Source organism: Micromonospora sp. NPDC005161 (assembly GCF_053599855.1).
Genome location: NZ_JBSFYQ010000019.1, coordinates 56,335 through 74,908, shown reverse-complemented (window position 1 = coordinate 74,908; position 18,574 = coordinate 56,335). Strand labels below are relative to the sequence as shown.

General features: G+C 72.0%; 16 protein-coding genes and 1 pseudogene. 14 read left to right on the top strand and 3 right to left on the bottom strand.

Annotation, left to right across the window (positions count from 1 at the left end; translation table 11 throughout):
* The first annotated feature begins 35 nt into the window (after positions 1–35).
* The 7 genes and pseudogenes from ACWD5O_RS19480 to ACWD5O_RS19450 all read left to right on the top strand — a co-directional run.
* Entirely contained in the window at positions 36–1,862 is a 1,827-nt protein-coding gene (locus ACWD5O_RS19480; RefSeq protein WP_450086112.1) for a dihydroxyacetone kinase family protein, read from the top strand.
* The gene (gene eltD / locus ACWD5O_RS19475; protein WP_450004831.1) at positions 1,859–2,959 is read left to right on the top strand and encodes an erythritol/L-threitol dehyrogenase; all 1,101 of its coding nucleotides are present in this window, start codon (positions 1,859–1,861) and stop codon (positions 2,957–2,959) included. The genes ACWD5O_RS19480 and eltD overlap by 4 nt, the downstream gene beginning before the upstream one ends.
* 53 nt (positions 2,960–3,012) lie before the next feature.
* Positions 3,013–4,770: a dihydroxyacetone kinase family protein gene (locus ACWD5O_RS19470; RefSeq protein WP_450086111.1), complete on the top strand. Its 1,758-nt coding sequence runs from the start codon at positions 3,013–3,015 to the stop codon at positions 4,768–4,770.
* A 59-nt stretch (positions 4,771–4,829) separates the two neighbouring features.
* Positions 4,830–5,300, top strand: a complete 471-nt coding sequence (locus ACWD5O_RS19465; protein WP_328414918.1) for a ribose-5-phosphate isomerase — start codon at positions 4,830–4,832, stop codon at positions 5,298–5,300.
* A gap of 42 nt (positions 5,301–5,342) precedes the next feature.
* Entirely contained in the window at positions 5,343–6,239 is an 897-nt protein-coding gene (gene rbsK, locus ACWD5O_RS19460) for a ribokinase (RefSeq protein ID WP_450086110.1), read from the top strand.
* Positions 6,240–6,267: 28 nt separating this feature from the next.
* Positions 6,268–7,161, top strand: a complete 894-nt coding sequence (locus ACWD5O_RS19455) for a triose-phosphate isomerase (protein ID WP_450086109.1) — start codon at positions 6,268–6,270, stop codon at positions 7,159–7,161.
* A 277-nt stretch (positions 7,162–7,438) separates the two neighbouring features.
* Positions 7,439–7,936, top strand: a pseudogene (locus ACWD5O_RS19450) (IS6 family transposase); the annotation flags it as partial.
* On the opposite strand, the gene ACWD5O_RS19445 reads toward ACWD5O_RS19450, so the two are convergent.
* Both ACWD5O_RS19445 and ACWD5O_RS19440 read right to left on the bottom strand, forming a co-directional pair.
* Complete coding sequence (locus ACWD5O_RS19445) at positions 7,836–8,117, bottom strand: Scr1 family TA system antitoxin-like transcriptional regulator (protein WP_450004911.1); 282 nt, start codon at positions 8,115–8,117, stop codon at positions 7,836–7,838. The pseudogene ACWD5O_RS19450 and the gene ACWD5O_RS19445 sit on opposite strands and share 101 nt — an antisense overlap.
* Positions 8,033–8,356 (bottom strand): hypothetical protein, encoded by a 324-nt coding sequence (locus ACWD5O_RS19440; RefSeq protein ID WP_450004914.1) that lies wholly within the window; start codon positions 8,354–8,356, stop codon positions 8,033–8,035. Before ACWD5O_RS19440 ends, ACWD5O_RS19445 begins: the two co-directional genes overlap by 85 nt.
* A 160-nt stretch (positions 8,357–8,516) precedes the next feature.
* Between ACWD5O_RS19440 and ACWD5O_RS19435 the strand changes: the two genes are divergently transcribed.
* The 7 genes from ACWD5O_RS19435 to ACWD5O_RS19405 all read left to right on the top strand — a co-directional run bounded on the left by ACWD5O_RS19435 (position 8,517) and on the right by ACWD5O_RS19405 (position 18,150).
* Positions 8,517–8,732, top strand: a complete 216-nt coding sequence (locus ACWD5O_RS19435; protein ID WP_450086108.1) for a DivIVA domain-containing protein — start codon at positions 8,517–8,519, stop codon at positions 8,730–8,732.
* Positions 8,729–8,980, top strand: coding sequence for a hypothetical protein (locus ACWD5O_RS19430; protein ID WP_450004827.1), 252 nt, complete (start codon positions 8,729–8,731; stop codon positions 8,978–8,980). The genes ACWD5O_RS19435 and ACWD5O_RS19430 overlap by 4 nt, the downstream gene beginning before the upstream one ends.
* A gap of 121 nt (positions 8,981–9,101) precedes the next feature.
* Positions 9,102–10,682 carry a TIGR02677 family protein gene (locus ACWD5O_RS19425; RefSeq protein WP_450086107.1) on the top strand — a complete coding sequence of 527 codons (1,581 nt, stop codon included), beginning with the start codon at positions 9,102–9,104 and terminating at the stop codon, positions 10,680–10,682.
* Complete coding sequence (locus ACWD5O_RS19420; protein ID WP_450004825.1) at positions 10,679–11,902, top strand: TIGR02678 family protein; 1,224 nt, start codon at positions 10,679–10,681, stop codon at positions 11,900–11,902. Before ACWD5O_RS19425 ends, ACWD5O_RS19420 begins: the two co-directional genes overlap by 4 nt.
* On the top strand, positions 11,899–15,939 hold the full coding sequence (locus ACWD5O_RS19415) for a TIGR02680 family protein (protein ID WP_450086106.1): 4,041 nt from the start codon (positions 11,899–11,901) through the stop codon (positions 15,937–15,939). The genes ACWD5O_RS19420 and ACWD5O_RS19415 overlap by 4 nt, the downstream gene beginning before the upstream one ends.
* Positions 15,936–17,165 (top strand): TIGR02679 family protein, encoded by a 1,230-nt coding sequence (locus tag ACWD5O_RS19410; RefSeq protein WP_354967417.1) that lies wholly within the window; start codon positions 15,936–15,938, stop codon positions 17,163–17,165. Before ACWD5O_RS19415 ends, ACWD5O_RS19410 begins: the two co-directional genes overlap by 4 nt.
* Before the next feature lie 85 nt (positions 17,166–17,250).
* The gene (locus ACWD5O_RS19405) at positions 17,251–18,150 is read left to right on the top strand and encodes an NAD-dependent epimerase/dehydratase family protein (protein ID WP_354967418.1); all 900 of its coding nucleotides are present in this window, start codon (positions 17,251–17,253) and stop codon (positions 18,148–18,150) included.
* Here ACWD5O_RS19405 and ACWD5O_RS19400 read toward each other — a convergent pair.
* Entirely contained in the window at positions 18,115–18,561 is a 447-nt protein-coding gene (locus tag ACWD5O_RS19400; RefSeq protein ID WP_450086105.1) for an imine reductase family protein, read from the bottom strand. The two genes, ACWD5O_RS19405 and ACWD5O_RS19400, sit on opposite strands and share 36 nt — an antisense overlap.
* Positions 18,562–18,574 lie beyond the last annotated feature (13 nt).

The window sequence follows — 18,574 nt, the reverse complement described above, 5'->3', positions numbered from 1 at the left end:
CGCACCTTGAGCACACGCGGGCAGGAGACCTGGCGATGACACACATCTACGACAACCCGGCGGATTTCAAGGACCATGTGATCGCTGGTTTCGCTGCGGCGTACGGTCGCTATGTCGAGCGGGTGCCCGGGGCGTCGGGCTTCCTCCGGCGGGGCGGACCTCGAGCGGGAAAGGTCAGCCTCGTGGTGGGCGGCGGCTCCGGCCACTACCCGTCGTACTCCGGCACGGTTGGTCCCGGGTTCGCCGACGGCTGCGTGTTGGGCGACGTCTTCGCGTCCCCGTCAGCCGAGCAGATCGTCCGCGTCGCCCGCGCAGCCGACGGTGGCGCCGGCGTGGTGCTGTCCTACGGCAACTACGCCGGGGACCGGCTCAACTTCGGCGCCGCACAGGAGCGGCTGCGGGCGGCCGGTGTGGACTGCCGCAACGTGTACGTAACCGACGACATCGCCTCTGCCGGACCCGACGAGGCCGACCGGCGTCGTGGCATCGCCGGCACCTTCCTCGTCTACAAGATCGGCGGTGCCGCCGCCGACACCGGATGCGACCTCGACACCGTGGAGCGGGTGATGCGTTCGGCCAACGCCGCCACCTTCTCGTTCGGGGTCGCGTTCGGCGGCTGCACGCTGCCCGGGCGGGCCGAGCCGCTGTTCTCCGTCGACAAGAACCAGATGGAATTCGGCCTGGGCATCCACGGCGAACCCGGCATCCGGGCGGCCTCCTGGGTGCCCGCCGAGGAGTTGGCGAAGGTCCTGGTCGAAGCCGTTCTCGCCGAGCGTCCCGCTGGCGCCGGTGGCCGGGCGGCGGTGATCCTCAACGGACTGGGAAGTACCAAGTACGAGGAACTCTTCGTGCTCTACCGACACGTCCAGCGGCGGCTCGCCACCGCCGGGATCGAACCCGTGCTGCCCGAGATCGGCGAGCTGGTGACCAGCCTCGACATGGCTGGCTGTTCGCTGTCGGTCACGTGGCTGGACGAGGAGCTGGAACGGTACTGGGTTGCACCGGCCGACACCGCCGCCTTCCGTCGCGGTGAAACGTCGGTGCTGCCGGCCTACGAACGGTGGGCCAGCGCGATAGAGCACGAGCGCGGCGACTGTGGTTCGGCCGAGGCAAGCGCCGCGTCCCGGGCGGCCGCCGACGTCGCTCGGCGGGCCATCGCAGCGATGGCGGATGTCGTCGTGGAGAACGAGGAGGCCCTCGGCCGCATCGACGCCGTAGCGGGCGACGGCGACCACGGCATCGGCATGGTACGTGGCCTGCGTGCGGCGCAGGTGGCAGCCGAGGCGACCGACGGCGGGGTCGGCGATGTGCTGACCGCAGCCGGGGACGCGTTCAGCGACAAGGCCGGCGGCACCAGTGGCTTGCTGTGGGGAGTCAGCCTCGCCGCCGTCGGTGCCGCCCTCGGAAACACCGACCAGGTAACGCCGGAACGCCTGCGGGATGCCGTGTGTGCCGGCGCGGCGACGATCCAGCGGGTCGGCAAAGCGGAGCGGGGCGACAAGACCATGCTCGACGCGCTGTTGCCCTTCGTCGACGAGCTTGAGGAGCGGCTCGATGCCGGCTCCGCCCTGACCGACGCGTGGCGGGGGGCAGCCGCCGTCGCTGTCGAGACCGGCGCCGCCACCGCATCCCAGCGCGCGCGGGTCGGCCGGGCGCGACCGCTGGCCGAGCGAAGCGTCGGCACCCCTGACGCCGGCGCTGTCTCCATGGGACTGATCCTCACCGCCGTCGGGGAGGTGCTCGCGCGCAGGCCGACTGCGGCCGATGAGCAACCGCACTCCCGATCCCTTGCCTCTTCAGCTTGCAGCAACCACCGCCACGGCGGTGCGCGCCCACCCCTCGGTGAAGGAGAAGCACAATGACCGCGACAAGCATCCAACCCGTGCCCGAGACCATGCAGGCAGTCGTCTGCCACGGCCCGGAGGATTACCGCTTGGAGGAGGTGCCGGTACCGAAGCCGGGCCTGGGCGAAGCGCTCGTCCGCGTCGAGGCCGTGGGCATCTGCGCCAGCGACCTGAAGTGCTACCACGGCGCTGCGAAATTCTGGGGCGACGCCAACCGGCCCGCCTGGGCCGAGACCGAGGTCATCCCGGGCCACGAGTTCGTCGGCGAGATCGTGCAGCTCGACGATGAGGCCGCCCGGCGCTGGGGTGTGGCTGTCGGCGACCGCGTCGTGTCCGAGCAGATCGTGCCGTGTTGGAAGTGCCGGTACTGCGTCCGTGGCGAGTACTGGATGTGCGCGCCGCACGACATGTACGGGTTCAAGCGCCGCAACCCGGGCGGGATGGCGTCCTACATGGTCTTCCCGGCGGAGGCGCTCGTCCACAAGATCAGCAAGGACCTGCCCCCGGCCCACGCCGCCTTCACCGAGCCGCTGTCGTGCGCGCTGCACGCCGTCGAGCGGGCCAACATCAAGTTCGAGGACGTCGTGGTCGTCGCCGGCTGCGGCCCCATCGGCCTCGGCATGATCGCCGGCGCGGCCGCGAAGTTCCCGGCCGAGGTGATCGCCCTGGACATGTCGCCGGCCAAGCTCGAACTGGCCAAGCAGTGCGGCGCCACTCGGACCATCAACATCTCCGAGCAGGACGCCGTGGCGCTGATCAAGGAACTCACCGATGGCTACGGCGCGGACGTCTACCTGGAGGGCACCGGGCATCCCTCGGCGGTGGCACAGGGTCTGAACCTGCTCCGCAAGCTCGGCCGCTACGTCGAGTACAGCGTCTTCGGCTCCGACGTCACCGTCGACTGGAGCATCATCAGCGACGACAAGGAGCTGGACGTGTTGGGCGCCCACCTGGGTCCGCACTGCTGGCCGGCGGCCATCCGGATGCTCGAGTCCGGGAAGCTGCCGATGGACAAGATCTGCACCCACCAGCTCCCTTTGAGCAAGTTCCAGGAGGGGCTCGACCTGGTCGCCGAAGGCACCAAGTCGATCAAGGTTTCCCTGATCCCCGGCTGACGTCGCCGGCCGCCGGAGACGACCCGCTGACCCACGCCCCTCAAGGAGTGCAGATGACCCGCATCTTCGACGACCCCGCGAACTTCACCGACGACATGCTGGTGGGCTTCCTCGACGCCAACGCCCGGTACGTGACGGGGGTGCCGGGCGGGGTGGTTCGGGCCACCACCACCCGGCCCGGCAAGGTGGCGGTCGTGGTGGGCGGCGGCTCCGGCCACTATCCCGCGTTCTGCGGCATCGTCGGGCCAGGCTTCGCCGATGGCGCTGTCGTCGGCAACGTCTTCACCTCCCCATCGGCGGCCGATGCGGCGTCGGTTGGGCGTGGCGCCGACGGCGGTGCCGGCGTGGTGTTCAGCACCGGCAACTACGCCGGTGACGTGATGAACTTCAACCAGGCGGTGCAGCGGCTCGCCGCCGAGGGGATCGAAGCGCGGTACGTGCTCGTCACCGACGACGTGGCCAGCGCCCCGGCGGCGGAACGGTCCCGGCGGCGGGGCATCGCGGGCGACTTCACGGTGTTCAAGGTGGCCTCCGCGGCAGCCGAGGAGGGCTACGACCTTGACGGCGTCGTACGCGTGGCGGAACACGCCAACGGCCGCACGCGTACCCTCGGCGTCGCGTTCGACGGGTGCACGATGCCGGGCGCGCGGGAGCCGCTGTTCATGGTGGAGCCCGGCCGGATGGGGCTCGGTCTCGGCATCCACGGCGAGCCCGGCATCGCCGACGAGGCACTGCCCCGGGCGGCGGACCTCGCCCGGACGCTTGTCAACGGGGTGCTCGCCGAGCAGCCGGACGGTGCCGGCACGAGAGTCACGGCGATCCTGAACGGGCTGGGCCGCACAAAGTACGAGGAGCTCTTCATCCTCTGGGCCACGGTGAGCCGGCTGCTGCGCGAGGCCGGACTCGACGTTGTCGAACCCGAGGTGGGGGAGCTCGTCACCAGCCTTGACATGGCGGGCTGCTCGCTAACCCTGATGTGGCTCGACGACGAACTGGAGCGGCTATGGTCCGCTCCGGCCGACACCCCGGCGTACCGGAAAGGGGCCGGAACGGTGGCCGGGGCGACCGGCGAGCGCCGCCGCGCGTCCGATGCGACGACCGCCATAGCCGGCGAGCGGGATCCGGCTATCGTGCCGGACCGTTCGGAGCGGCCCGCCGACGAGGCGGCCCTTAGATGTGCGGCCACCGCCCTCACCGCCCTGGAGGCGATGGCACACGCCGTGGGCGAGGCCGAGGAGGAACTTGGCCGCCTCGACGCCGTCGCCGGAGACGGGGACCACGGCCGGGGAATGGTCCGGGGGAGCGCGGCCGCCGTACAGGCCGCACGCCATACCCTCGACGCTGGAGCCGGCCCGGGTTCCCTTCTCATCGCCGCAGGCGACGCGTGGGCGTCCAAGGCGGGCGGGACGTCGGGGGTGCTGTGGGGCGCGGCGATCGCGGCGATGGGCCGACGCGTCGGCGATGCCGGACGACCTGACGAGGCGACCGTGGCGGCCGGCGTGCGTGACGGGTACGTCAGCCTTATCAGCACCGGCGGCGCCAAGCCCGGCGACAAGACGATGCTCGACGCGTTGCTGCCCTTCACCGAGTGGCTTTCCACCGCGGTGGCTGCGGGTGAACCACTGGCCACGGCATGGGCGGAGGCCGCCCGGGAGGCGGAGCGTGCCGCCGAGGCGACGGCCTCGCTGTGGCCGCAGGTGGGCAGGGCCCGCCCGCTGGCCGAGCGCAGCCTCGGCACGCCGGACCCCGGCGCGGTGTCGATGGCGCTGTGCCTGCGTGCGGTCGCAGACGTACTTGGAGACGAGCACTGAAGCAGGGCGGGACGGCTGCCGTCGGCTGCGGCGCAGCAGTGACAAGCAAGGAGAAGGCAATGTCTGACAAGCTACGTATTGTGCTCGGCAGCGATGACGCTGGTGCGCGCTACAAGACGCAACTGACGGCGGACCTGCGGGCCGACGACCGGGTGAGCGAGGTCATCGACCTCGGCGTCGACCAGGACGAGGACACCCACTACCCGCACGTTGCCGCGGCGGCGGCCCGGCTCATCGCCGAGGGAAGGGCCGACCGGGCCCTGCTCATCTGCGGCACCGGCCTCGGAGTGGCGATCACCGCGAACAAGATCCCTGGAATCCGAGCAGTGACCGCCCACGACAGCTACTCCGTGGAGCGGGCGGTGCTGAGCAACAACGCGCAGGTGCTTTGCATGGGCGAGCGGGTGGTCGGCTTGGAGGTCGCCCGCCGGCTGGCGAAGGAGTGGCTGGGCTACCGCTTCGACCCCGGATCCGCCTCGGCAGAAAAGGTCGCCGCCATCAGCGAGTACGAGTCCGGAACCGAGGCGTGAAGGACGGCGATCGTGGGTGACCGGGTCGGTGTCCGCGCTGTCGTGGTGGGCAGCCTGAACGCCGATCTCGTCACCGAGGTGCCCCGAATCCCGCCGGTCGGGCAGACGCTGCAGGCCACCGCGGTGCGTCGGTCGGCCGGCGGCAAGGGCGCGAACCAGGCTGTAGCGCTCGCCCGGCTGGGCGCAACGGTCGACATGGTCGGCGCCGTCGGGAACGATGCCGACGGCCGGAGGATGCTGGATGAGCTGGCCGCAGCCGGCGTGTCGGCCCGCCATGTCGCCGTCGACGCCCACGAGCCGACGGGACTCGCCCTGGTCATGGTGGATGCCGACGGTGACAACGCCATCGTGGTCGTGCCCGGCGCGAACGACAGCGTGGACGAGGCAGCCGTGTCGGCTGGCGGCGGGGCGATCGACGGGTGCGACGTGCTGCTCGCGCAGCTCGAGATTCCGATGTCGGCAGTGGAGGCGGCTCTAAGCCGCGGAGCGGCGTGCGGGGCACTCGTCGTGCTCAATGCGGCGCCGGCGCGGCCCCTGCCCGACGAACTGCTGGCACTCGTGGACGTACTCGTCGTCAATGAGCACGAGGCGCGGGAGCTGTCCGACCGTACCGATGTGGAGGCGGCGGCCGTCCACCTGTGCGGCCGCGGCGCCGCCGCAGTCGTGGTCACGCTCGGTGCCGACGGCGCCCTGATGCTGCGCGGCGACGAACGCGTCACCGCCGCGGGCTTCCCGGTGCGTCCGGTCGACACCACCGGAGCGGGTGACTGCTTCGTCGCCGCGCTCACGATGGCCCTCGCCGCACGTCGCCCCCCAGCGGATGCCCTCCACTTTGCCAACGCCGCCGCCGCGGTGGCGGTGACCCGCCAGGGCACGCAGTCCGCTATGCCGAGCCGCGACGAGGTGCAGGCGTTCCTCGCCAGCCACCCGCTCGCCTGAGCACTGACGAGGAAGGGGTCTGTCGACCATGCTCTGGATCGGTACGAGCTGGAAGATGAACAAGACCATCGGCGAGAGCCGCGACTACGCCGGGCGGCTGGCCACGGCACTGGCCGAGGCGCCGCTGCCCCAGGGAGTGCAACCCTTCATCCTGCCGCCGCACACCAGTCTCGCGGCCGTCCGCGACCAGCTCGCCGGCGCGCCCGTGATGCTCGGCGCACAGAACGCGCACTGGGCAGCGGAGGGGGCTTGCACGGGCGAGATCTCCATGCGCATGGTCGCCGACGCGGGCGCCCAAGTCGTCGAAATGGGCCACTCCGAACGGCGGGAGCAGTTCGGGGAAACCGATGAGACCGTGGCGCGCAGGGCCCGCGCGGCCGTCGACCTGGGCCTGCTGCCGCTGATCTGCGTCGGTGAGCCGCGGTCGGTCCGCGCGGCCGGTCGCGCGGAGCGGTTCGTCACCGAGCAGGTACGGGTGGCCCTGTCCCTGCTGCGCCCCGACGAGATCGGAGGAGCGCTGATCGCGTACGAGCCGGTGTGGGCCATCGGCGCTCGCGGAACACCTGCGACCCCCGAACAGGTCTCGCCTGTCATGGACCTGATCGCCGAAGAGGTCCGCCGTCTCAGCGACGGAGGCGGATGCCACGCACTGCTGTATGGGGGTGGCGTCGACCTCGACAATGCCGCCCTCCTGCTGCGTGACACGCCCGCGGACGGGCTCTTCGTCGGCCGGGCCGCCTGGGGTGTCGACGGATTGCTGCAACTGCTCGCGATCGGAAGTCGGCACGTCGAGGTCGCTGCCGCGAAGGCGCTTCGCGGCCGCCACTCGCCTGCCACCGGTGGCCCCTCGCCGCGATCGCAAAATCCGCTGGCGCCCGCGCGACCACTACGACCGGCGCAGAGCCGCTGGCAACAGCCATAACGCCGCCCTGCGCAACCTGGCCGACAAACTCCTCGGCGGGCTCTGGTGGTGCCTGACCAACGATCAGCCCTGGGACGAACAAGCTGCCTAATGGGTCGTACCGCGTTGTCGTACGACACTCGCTCTGTTCCGGTAGCCGCCGGCCGGTGAGCACTTCCGCCGCCTGGACTTTCGAGTCCTAAGGGCATATCGGGCTCTGTTGCATTCGCCGTTGGCAAGCTCGAGGCAGACTTGAGCGGTGAACGCTTCGACCCGTCCTGCCCTGTGTGCCCCGTGGATGCCTCCGGAGTCTGCGTTCGTAGGGTTCCGGTTCCCACCAGAGGTGATCGTCCTCGCGGTCCGCTGGTAGCTGCGGTTCAATCTGTCCTACCGGGACGTTGAAGAGCTCCTGGTAGAGCGTGGGGTCGAGGTCGATCACGTTACGGTCTACTGGTGGGTGCAGCGGTTCACCCCGGTGTTGGCCGACGCCGCGCGGTTCTGTCGGCACTCGCCGGGTAACAGGTGGTTCGTCGACGAGACGTACGTCAACGGGGTATGGCGGTACGTGTACCGGGCGATCGACCAGTACGGACAGGTCATCGACGTACTCGTCTCGACCCGACGGGACGCCGGCGCGGCCCGCCGGTTCTTCCGCCGAGTGTTATCAACGTTGAAGGTGACACCGAGTGAGGTGGTCACTGACGCCGCCGCGGTCTATCCCGCCGTGCTCGACGAGTTGATCCCGTCCGCGTGGCACCACGTCGAGCAGTACGCCAACAATCCGATCGAGGCCGAGGCTGAGACGTCATGACTGTCGACCCGCTGACGATCCGACGCAGCACTGCCTCGGAGAGGATCTGGTCCACCTGAGGAGCCGCAGGCAGTCGGCGGGTCAGGAGGGACTGTTTTTGCAACCGCACTTCAACGGCTCGATCTCGGTCCTCCTCGCTGGACGTAGGTCGGTCGAGCCGATAGATGGCCTGCGCGTATTTCTGAGTCTGGAGTAGCCGGGAACCAGGGATTCGTCGTATCGGCGAAGCTTGGCGGCGGCGGACTCCAGGCCGACGTACAGCTCGAACCAGCTCGGCACCGCGTCCCCGGACGCGTGCCACCAGCCCTTCGACTTTGTCTCGGCGGCCAACCCTCGCATCGCGTCGGTCATCTCCGCCGACACGTGGTACAGCTCGCACATCGCCTTGACGTCGAGCACCCGCACCGGCCCCATGCGGTGGCAGGGCGGGGTGGGTCCGCCCGTGCGGGGAGGGCGGGTGGGCCCGCCCCTTCCATTCCATGAGAGAGGCAGGCTGCAGATGAGAGACGAGCGCTCGACCTACCGGGGCACAGCATCCGCGTACACCAGTCTATTGCCGTGGCAGGTGCGTGAGCGCCGCTTCAAGCTGGTCGGGCTCGGACGTCGCGGACTTGAGCCGGACGACGTGTATGCCTTCCTCGACCGGGTCGCCGGCGACCTGGCCGCCGTCTACGCGGCCCTTGCCGCGAGCTGGCGGGAGACTGCCGTCATCAAGGACGTGCTGCGCCGCTGGCAGAGCGACCACGCCCGCGCCAGCACCGAGCGGGGCCCGGCCCGATGACCCAGCGCCACGTCATCCACGTCCCCGTGGCCGCCGCCGACCTGCCCGCCGCGCAGCGTCTGGCCCGGGTGATCGGCCGCTGGCTGCTGGTGCTGCCGCAGACCGACCCGGGGGAGACCACCGTGTCGGAGGAGGACCTGCAATGCGTACGCCATCGGGTCTTCTGCGACCTGCTGATGCCCGGCGGCCGGCGCTGCCTGCTCCGCGCCGATCACGACGGCGCCTGCGCCCGCCGCCTCCGCCGCTGAGTCGTAGGCGGTGAGCGTCGCCACGCGCCCCGGCCCATGGCGCCGGTGACGTGCGGTGGCCTGTCGGCGGCGCCGGGTAGCCTGCGAGGGGCGTCCGCAAGCGTGAGCACGGGAGGGGTAAGTGGTCGACAATCCGCGCCCACGGCCGATCTTCCGCCAGGTGCCGGCGGACATGTTCGCCTTCACCACCACCGACCGGGCCGAGCTGCACACGGCGGTCATGCAGGTCTTCGGTGACGCCCACGAGCGGCTGGTCGCCGCGCTGACCTTCGACGAGGTCCTCGCCGCGCTGCCTGGCGCCGGTTGGTACGAGCCGGTCACCGACAGCTCGCTGGACTACACGCTCGGTGCGCTGCACAAGTACGGGCTGGTCGAGCGCACCCAGAACCACACCGCCCACTACGCCTCGGCGGAGGAGTACGAGCGACGCAACCTGCACTACTCGTTGAGCCGCAAGGGTGAGGCGGCCTACGAGGGTGTGCTGCACGCCGTTCAGCTGTTGTCGTCGACCGGGGCGCTGCAGACCGCGGTGCTCGACGCGATCCTCGACCGCCTCGGCGAGCTGCACGATCTGCTCGTCGCCGACGACAGCGCCGACCGGCGGGTCTACGCAGCCCTGATGGAGCTGGAGGGTCACCTCGCCGGGCTGCGCGCCAGCACCAAGCAGTTCAACGGCCAGTTGCAGCGGCTGTTGCGCGCGGAGGGCGCCGATCCCGCGACGTTCGCCGAGGTCAAGCAGGCGACGATCGCCTATTTGTCGGAGTTTGTGACGAACCTCGACGCCCGCCGGCAGAGGATCGCGCAGGGCGTGGCCCGGGTGGAGGCGCGGGGGGTCATCGTCCTGCACCATCGGGCGCTGCGTGGCGCCGACCTGCCGGCGCTGCCGGGTGAGGCTGACCCGGCCCCGCGCTGGCTGCAGCAGCGTGCCGCCCGGTGGGACGGTCTGTGCGCCTGGTTCCGGCCCGCCGATGGCGGCCGTCCGCGCATCGACCAGCTCGCCGACGTGGCGCGGCGGGCCATCATCGCCCTGATGCGGGCGCTGGAGCGGCTCAGCGACAGCCGGCGCCGGGGCACCAGCACGGCGGCCGACTTCCGCGTCCTCGCCCGTTGGTTCTCCGCCTGCGAATCGGACGACGCGGCGCACGAGTTGTGGTCGGGGGCGTTCGGGCTGTGGCCGGCCCGGCACACCCACCTCGCGCTGGACGACCCGACCGCGGTGCCGGCCACCACCTCCTGGTGGCAGGCGCCGGCGGTGCCCGTGTCACCGCTGCTGCGGACCAGTGGCCAGGTGGACAAGGTCGCCCGCACCGCCCGGGTGCGGGACACCGGCGAGGTGCGGCGGTTGCGGCGCGAACGGGTGCTCGCCGAGCGGGCCGAGCTGGAGCGGGCGTGGCGCCGGCTGGCCACCCCCGGCCCGGTGCGGCTGTCGGCCTTCGGCACCCTGGACCCGGGCAGCTTCGGTCGGCTGCTGGAGCTGCTGTCGCGGGCACTGTCCGCCGTGCCGCAGGATGGAGTACGGCGGGCGGCGACGGCTGACGGCCGCCTGATCGTGGCGCTCACCGGCCCGCAGGGTGCCGGCCGGGCCTGGTTGCGGACACCGCACGGCGTTCTCTCGGCACCGGACTTCCTGGTGTCGATCACCGAGGCCCGACCGCACGACCTCGAGGCCCGAGCGGCCGATGCCCGGGAGGCCAGCGCATGAGTGACCTGCGTAGCGAACTCGACCGTCAGCGGGCCACCGAGCGTGCCCAGGCGATCCGGGCGCTGCTCGTGCGTCCTCTGCTCACCCGGGACGCCGGGCCGGACGACTTCGCCCTCGTGGTGCGACACCGCGGTGAGCTGATCACCTGGTTCGACACGCACACCGGCTGGCGGTTGGTCATCGAACCCCGCGCCGGGTACGCCCGGCTGCTGAAGTCCTCGCCGCAGCCGCCAGCCGACCGCCCCGCCCGCCGCCCGCGCGGGGCGCGGGTCCCGTTCGACCGCCGCCGTTACGCCCTGTTCTGCCTGGTCGCCGCCGAGCTGCTCGCCGGGCCGGTGACCACCATCGGCATCATCGCCGAGCGGCTGGCGCAGGCGTCCGCGGTCGAGCCCGACATTGCCGGGTTCGACAGCACCCGGCACGACGACCGCCGTGCCTACGTCGACGCCCTGCTCGTCCTCGAGGAGTTGGGCGTGCTCACCGCCGTGGACGGCAGCACCGACGCCTTCCTGCAGCAGACCGATGCCAAGGTGCTCTACCGGGTCGACAGCGGTCGTTTGGTCCGGTTGCTCGCCGCGCGGCAGGCGCCGTCGCGGCTGCCGGCCTTCGACCTGGGTGCCCTGGTGTACGAGCCGCGCTACGGCGGCGCCGACGACCCGGGCGCCGACGTCTCCGACGAGCAGCGCAACCGCTGGCTGCGGCACTCCATCGTGCGTCGGCTCCTCGACGATCCGGTCGTCTACCTCGCCGACCTGTCGGAGGCGCAGCGGGGCTACGCCGCCAGCATCACCGGCCGGCGGATGCTGCGCACCGCGGTGGCCGAGGCCGGGATGCTGCTGGAGGAGCGGGCCGAGGGCCTGCTCGCGGTCGACCCGGACGCCGCAGCGACGGACGAGAGGTTCCCGGCCGGTGGCAGCGTCGCCGGGCAGACGGCGCTGCTGCTGCTCGACACCATCCTCGCGGCCCATCCCGCGCCGGTCGCCGATGAGCAGCTCATCCGGCAGCTCGCCGACCGGTTCGCGGCGGTGCCGGCGTGGGCGCGTACTTACCGCTCCGACGGCGGGCCGGAGCGGCTTACCGGCGAGGCGCTGGCGCTGCTCGGCCGCTTCGGTCTGATCGAGCGCGCGGGCGGCAGCGTGCGCGCGCTGCCCGCCGCGGCCCGGTACACCGTCGGCGCGGCCACCGTCGCCACCCCACGAGCAGCCAGGAGCAACCGGTGACCGTCCTGTCTCTACCCGGCGCGGCCACCGGCGCCGACGCGCTGCGCGTCGACCGGTGGCAGCCCACCCGAGCCGGCGTGCTCAACGTCTGGCGTTACTACGACGAGGAGTTCGGCTTCCACCGAGGTCGGCTGCTGCTGCGCGGGCCCAACGGCACCGGCAAGTCCAAGGCCCTGGAGCTGCTGCTGCCGTACCTGCTCGACGCCAACCTGCGCCCGTCGCGGCTGTCCACTTTCGGCGGCTCCGAGCGCACCATGCACTGGAACCTGATGGGCGACGGCTACCCGCACACCACCCGGGTGGGCTATGTGTGGCTGGAGTTCGGCCACGGCGGCGACGATGCGCCGCGCTGGTTCACCTGCGGTGCCCGACTGGCCGCGTCCACCAACACCCGCACCGTCGACGCCACCTACTTCACCACCGAGCTGCGTGTGGGCGGCGCCGATGGCCTGTCGCTGGTCAAGGACGGCAATGTGCCCTTGACCCGTCAGGATCTGGTCCAGGCGCTCGGCGACCGGGGCGTCGTGCATCCGGCAGCCGAGTCCTACCGGCGCATGGTGCGCGAGACGCTGTTCCGGGGGTTGAGCGAGACGCAGTACGAGGCGTTGATCGCGACGCTGCTGCAACTGCGTACCCCGAAGCTGTCCGAGCACCTGAATCCCGACGCGCTCTCGGAGGTGCTGTCCAAGGCGCTCCCCCCGCTGGACGCGGCCGACCTGGCCGAGATCGCCGAGGGTTTCGAGCAGCTGGACCGGCGCCGTGAGCGGCTCGCCCGACTCGATGAGGAGGTGCTCGCCGCGCAGCGGCTGACCGAGCGGCAGCGGCGCTACGCCCGGCGTGCCCTGCGTCGGGGCGCCGGTGAGGTCATCGCCGCCACCACCGGGCTGGACAACGTCACCCGGGACGCGCGGCAGCGCCGGCAGGAGCACGCTACGGCCGCCGACGAGCTGGCGCAGGTGCGGACGGCCATCACCGGCAACGAGCGCGACCAGGGCGTCACCGAAGAGGCGATCGGTGGTCTGCGCGACAGTGACGCCTACCGCGAGGGGCAGCAGCTCGACCAGCTGCGCTCGCAGACGCGCGCGGCCCGGCGCAGCGCCCAGGACGTGGCCGCCACGGCGGAGAGTCGACGCGCGGAGGCAGCGGGCACCGCTGAGCGGGCGGAACGTCTCGCCGCTGACGAGGCGGCGACCGTGGCACAAACCGCCCGATCCTGGCGGGACACGACGGCCGCGGCGCTGGAGGCCGGTCTGGCGACGCTCGTCGAGCCGCTCGCCGCCGAATCCGTGGAGCGGGCCCGGCAGTTGCTACGCGGCCTCGTGCGCGGCCGGGAAGACGAGGTCACCGCGGTCCGGGCCGCAATGACCGGCCACGAGCGGGCGGTGGCCGAGCGAGAGCGGGCGCAGGGCCGCCGGGAGCGGCGTGCGGCAGAGCGCGAGGCGGCCGAGGTCGCCCTGCGACAGGCCACCCGGGGGTACGAGGACGAGCTGGCCAGACTGCGCGACGACATCGTGGGATGGGCATCAGGCTGCCGCGTCCTGCCCGTCGGCGACCGTGGCACGGACCTGGCCGACCTGGCCGGCGACGAGGTCTCCCTCGGCGCCGTGGTCAGTGACCTCGCCGCCGCGGTACGCGAACAGCTCGCCACCACCGAGGCCCGCGAGCAGGCCCGCGGCGCCGACCTGCAGCGGCGTCGGGTCGCGCCGGCGGCGGAACGCGAGGCGCTGGCGGCGGCCGTGACCCGGGAGCCAGCCGCACCACGGCATCGCACGGCGCCCCGGGCGGACCGGCCGGGCGGCCCGCTGTGGCGGCTGGTCGACTGGCGTGCCGACGTACCCCCGCATGTCCAGGCCGCCGTGGAGGCCGCGCTCGAGGTCTCCGGCCTGCTCGACGCCTGGATCTGGCCCGACGGTTCGGTGACGTCGGACCGGCGTGGCCATGACACCTACCTGGCGGCGACTGCCGCGCTGCCCGCGCCGCACCGGTCCCTACTCGACGTACTCGACGTCGACGACCGGGCGACGGTGCCGGCACCGCTGGTGACCGCCGTCCTCGCCGGGGTGGCCTTCGGGCCCGCCGCACCCCACCACAGCGCGGCGATCGGCGCGGACGGCACGTGGCGGCTCGGTCCGTTGTACGGCAGCTGGAGCAAGCCGGACGTCGAGTTCTTGGGCGCGGCGGCCCGGGACCGGGCTCGGCAGCGCCGGTTGGCCGAACTTGCGGCACAGCTCGCGGAAATCGACGCGGAGCGCAGCGTGGTGGCCGACCGGCTACGGCAGTTGGCTGAGCGGCGGTCCCTGCTGCGCGCCGACGTGGCCGCCCGGCCGGATCATCGCGAGGTGGTGCGCGCCGCAGAACGGGTCGGGCGGGCCGAGCTGAAGCTCGCCGGGCTCCAGGACCTGCTCGATGAGGCAGCCCGCGAGGCGCTCGCCGGCGACGAGGACGCCCGAGTCGCACTGCGCGAGCTGACCCTCGTCAGCTCCCGGTACGGCCTGCCAACCACCGCGGCGGACCTCGATCTGCTGACCGCCGCGCTGCGCACCCTCGGCCAGGCGGCGGACGGATGGCTGACCGACCGGGGCCGGCAGGCCCACGCCGCCGCCCGGCTCGACGACGCCCGCGAGACCGCCGGTCATGCCGTGACACTGGCCGAGGAGGAGGCGCTGCGGGCAGAGACCGCCGAGGAGGCCGCAGCCGGCCTCGAAGCCCGCCTCGACGCCGTCGAGCGCACCGTTGGCGTCGAGTACCGCGCGGTCCTCGACGAGGTGCAACGGCTGCGTACCCATGCGGAAGCCCTGAAACAGGAACTGCGCCGGCTGCGGCCCCGCCACGACACGCTCATCGGGCGCCTGCACGAGCTCAACGCCCGCGCCGAGCGGGCGGAACAGGACCGGGACGCCGCCGCCGGCACCCGCGACGCTGCGGTGTCCCGGCTGGCCCGGCTCGTCGACCTCCTCGGCCCGGACGCGGCGCTCGCCACCGACCTGTCCGGCGTCGGTCCCCTCACCGCGACCCTGCAGGCCGCGCGTCAGCTCGCGGAGGAGCTCGGCAGCCTTCCGCACGGCCCCCGGCACCTACGTCAGGACGAGGGCGAGCTGAGCAACGTGCTGCACGTCATCAGCGCCTCGCTGGCCGGGTACGCCGATCTGGCGATGAACGCCGATGAGGAGTGCGACGTGCAGGTCGTCACCGCCACGGTGGACGGACTGCGGACCACCCCAACGGCTCTGGTGCACCGGCTGACGACGGAGCGCGACGAGATGCGGGCCCACCTGACCGAGGAGGAGCGGCAGTTGTTCGACCGCACCCTCACCGGCGACACCCGTCGCCACGTGGCCCACCGCACCCGGCAGGCCGCTGACCTGGTGCGGCAGGTTAGTGCTCAGCTGGAGCAGGTGCGTACCGTCTCCGGCCTCGGCGTCCGGCTGATCTGGGAGGTCAACAGCGAGCTCGATCCGCGGTTGAGGCAGGCCCGGGAGCTGTTGTTGCAGGATCCGGCGCGGCTGACCGAGGCCCAGCGCACCGCGTTGCACGACTTCTTTCGCGCCCGCATCGATGACGTCCGCGGCGCCGGTTCGACCGACGGGTGGGAACAGCAGCTCGGCGAGGTTCTCGACTACCGACGGTGGCACCGGTTCGTGGTGCAGGTCCGTTCCGCCGCTGGCGACTGGTCTGCGGTTACTCGACGCCAGCACGGCGCCAAATCGGGTGGCGAGAAGGCCATCGTGCTGCACCTGCCGCTGTTCGCCGCGGCCGGCGCGCACTACCGGGCCGCACCCTCGGCGCCCCGGCTCATCCTGCTCGACGAGGTCTTCGTCGGCGTCGACCAAACCAACCGTGGACAGTTGATGGCCGTGTTGAGCGCCCTCGACCTCGACCTGCTGCTGACCTCCGATCAGGAGTGGTGCACCTACGCCGAGGTGGACGGCATCGCCATCCACCAACTGATCGCCGGCGCGGAGGACGGCGATGACGCCGTCACCACCGCCCGTTTCGTCTGGACCGGCCGCGACGTCGTGGCGGCAGACGTGACATGACGGCTGCTCGATTCGACCGCCCGGAACTCGCGCCGCTGTGGGCGGAGGCACGCCGTCGACTGGCGGCCACCGACGGAACGGTGAGTCGCGTGCACCTGCGCGGGCTGCGTCCGGCCGAGCGAGCCGCCCTGGCAGATCTGCTCGGCCTCGCGTACACCCCCGATCCGGAGGTCACGGTCGCGCTGCGGGGACTGGACGCGATCCTGCGTGCCGCCACCGGCGGGCTGGACACCCGAGGTGTGGTGGAGGCGATCGGTGGGCCGATCGCCGACCGGGCGGGTGACCGGCGCCGGCAGGCAGCCGACCGGGCCGAGTTGTGGCGCTGGGCGCGTGAGCACCCCGTCGTCGCCGCCGAACCGGCACTGCAGCCCTGGCTCGACGGCGTACGCGCCGGCGGCCTCGTTTCCGGCGACGCGCTCGTCACCCGCGCCCTGCTGGATCAGGTGTTTCATGTCCTCGCGGCATTGCCGGTGTTGGGGGAACCGCTGCCGGTGCTGGCCGCACGGCTCATCGGCGACTCGCATGCCCTCGACGACGATGGTCGACTCGGCAAGCTGGTGCTCCGTGCCCTGGCAGCCCTGCACGACGAAGAACCGCCAGCCGACGCCGAGCACCGCCGACGGCTCTGGGAACATGCGGGCGTCGCCTGCGACGAGCTTTCCACCACCGTCTTGGTCGCCGGGCTGCGACCACCCGGCGACGATCCGCTCGCCAGCGGACTGCGGGCATGGGCTGACGCCGGTCAGGCCACAGTGGTCACCCTGGCGCAGCTGAAGCATTACCCCGTCAGTCGGCTGGACGGGCCGGTGTTCGTCGTCGAGAACCCGGCAGTGTTGACGGTCGCTCTGCGGCACTTCGGTGCTGCGTGTCCGCCGCTGGTCTGCGTCGCCGGGTGGCCGAGCACGGCGGCCGTGGTGCTGTTGCGCGGTATCGCCGCGACCGGGGCGGAGCTGCACTATCACGGAGACATCGACGGTGAGGGTCTGCGGATCGCCGCGCACGTGATGACCAAGACGGGCGCGCGGCCGTGGCTGTTACAGGCTGAGGACTATCTCGATGCCGCACCGGGTGTCGGCCCGGTCGCTGGCCGGATCGACGACACGCCGTGGGACCCACGGCTGGCTGAGGTCGTCCGCGGACACGACGTCGCACTGCTCGAGGAGGTCGTGCTCGAGTCCCTGCTCGTCGACATGGCCGCACGGGCTGGTGTCGAACGGGCCGTGTGACTGCGGTCAGGTGAGTGCGTGGCCGCTGACACCCAGGGTCGCACCCGCCGGTGGGGCGCGTCGCGCCGCCGGAGAAGATGTCAGCATGAGCGATCCCACACTTCCCAGGCGCGTCGTCGTCACCGGGGCCACCGGCAAACTCGGTCGCGCCGTGGTCGCGCACCTGCGCGCCATAGGCGTCGACGTGCTCGCCGTCGACCGCGCGGGCGGACGCGACCCCCGCGACGTCAACGGCGAGTTCCTCCTCGTCGACCTCACCGACTACGGGCAGGTGGTGGAGGCGTTCACCGGCGGCGCCGACGAGCACGCCGGCGGCGTCGACGCGATCGTGCACCTGGCAGCGGTCCCGGCCCCCGGCCTGATGTCGAACGCGACCACCTTCGCGAACAACTCGGCGGCGACGTACAACGTGTTCGCCGCAGCCAGGGCTGCAGGGATCAAGCGGGTGGTGTGGGCGTCGAGCGAGACGGTGCTGGGGCTGCCGTTCGACACCCCGCCGCCGTACGCGCCGGTCGACGAGGAGTACGCGCCGCGACCGGAGTCCACGTACTCGCTGAACAAGGCGCTCGAGGAGGAGATGGCCCGGCACTTCTGCCGGTGGGACCCCGAGCTGGTTATGGTGGGCCTGCGGTTCTCCAACGTCATGGACGTCGAGGACTACGCGCCGTTCCCCTCGTTCGACGCGGACCCGGCGCTGCGCCGGTGGAACCTGTGGGGCTACATCGACGCCCGCGACGGCGCCCAGGCGGTCGAGCGGGCCCTCGCCCACGACCAGCCGGGCGCCGAGGTCTTCATCATCGCCAACGCCGACACGGTCATGAGCAGGTCCAGCGCCAGCCTGATGGCCGAGGTCTACCCGGGTGTCGAGATCCGCAAGGAGCTCGGCGAGCACGAGACGCTGCTCAGCATCGACAAGGCGCGACGGGTGCTGGGCTACGAGCCGCGGCACTCATGGCGAGACCACGTGGACACCGCGGGCCGCTGACGCCTCTACCTCGGCGTAGGCCTGGGTCATCCGGGAGAAGTCGTCGGCGCCGTGCCCGGCGCTGATCGCCCGCAGGGCCGCCGCGCGGGCCGCCCGTAGCACGTCCGCGTCGATTCGGTGCTCCTCGGCGGCGTCGATGATGTGGGCCATGCTGGCGGCGGTGGAGGCGATGGCGGAGACGTCGGCGGCATGGTCGTCGGCGCCCAGCCGGCGGGCCATGTCGTCGATGAGGTCCGGCAGCAGGCCCCCGATGCCCTTGGCGTACGGGGCGAGCGCGGTCGGGCTGATCTGTTCGGCCCGGGCCAGTGCGAAGGCGTGGGCGACGCCGCTCATCAGGATCGCGGCGTGGAAACCCGGCCGTTTAGGGCCGGGAGGTAACGCCGCTCCCTCCCCTCGATGCTCGTCTTGCATGATGGGTGGATAG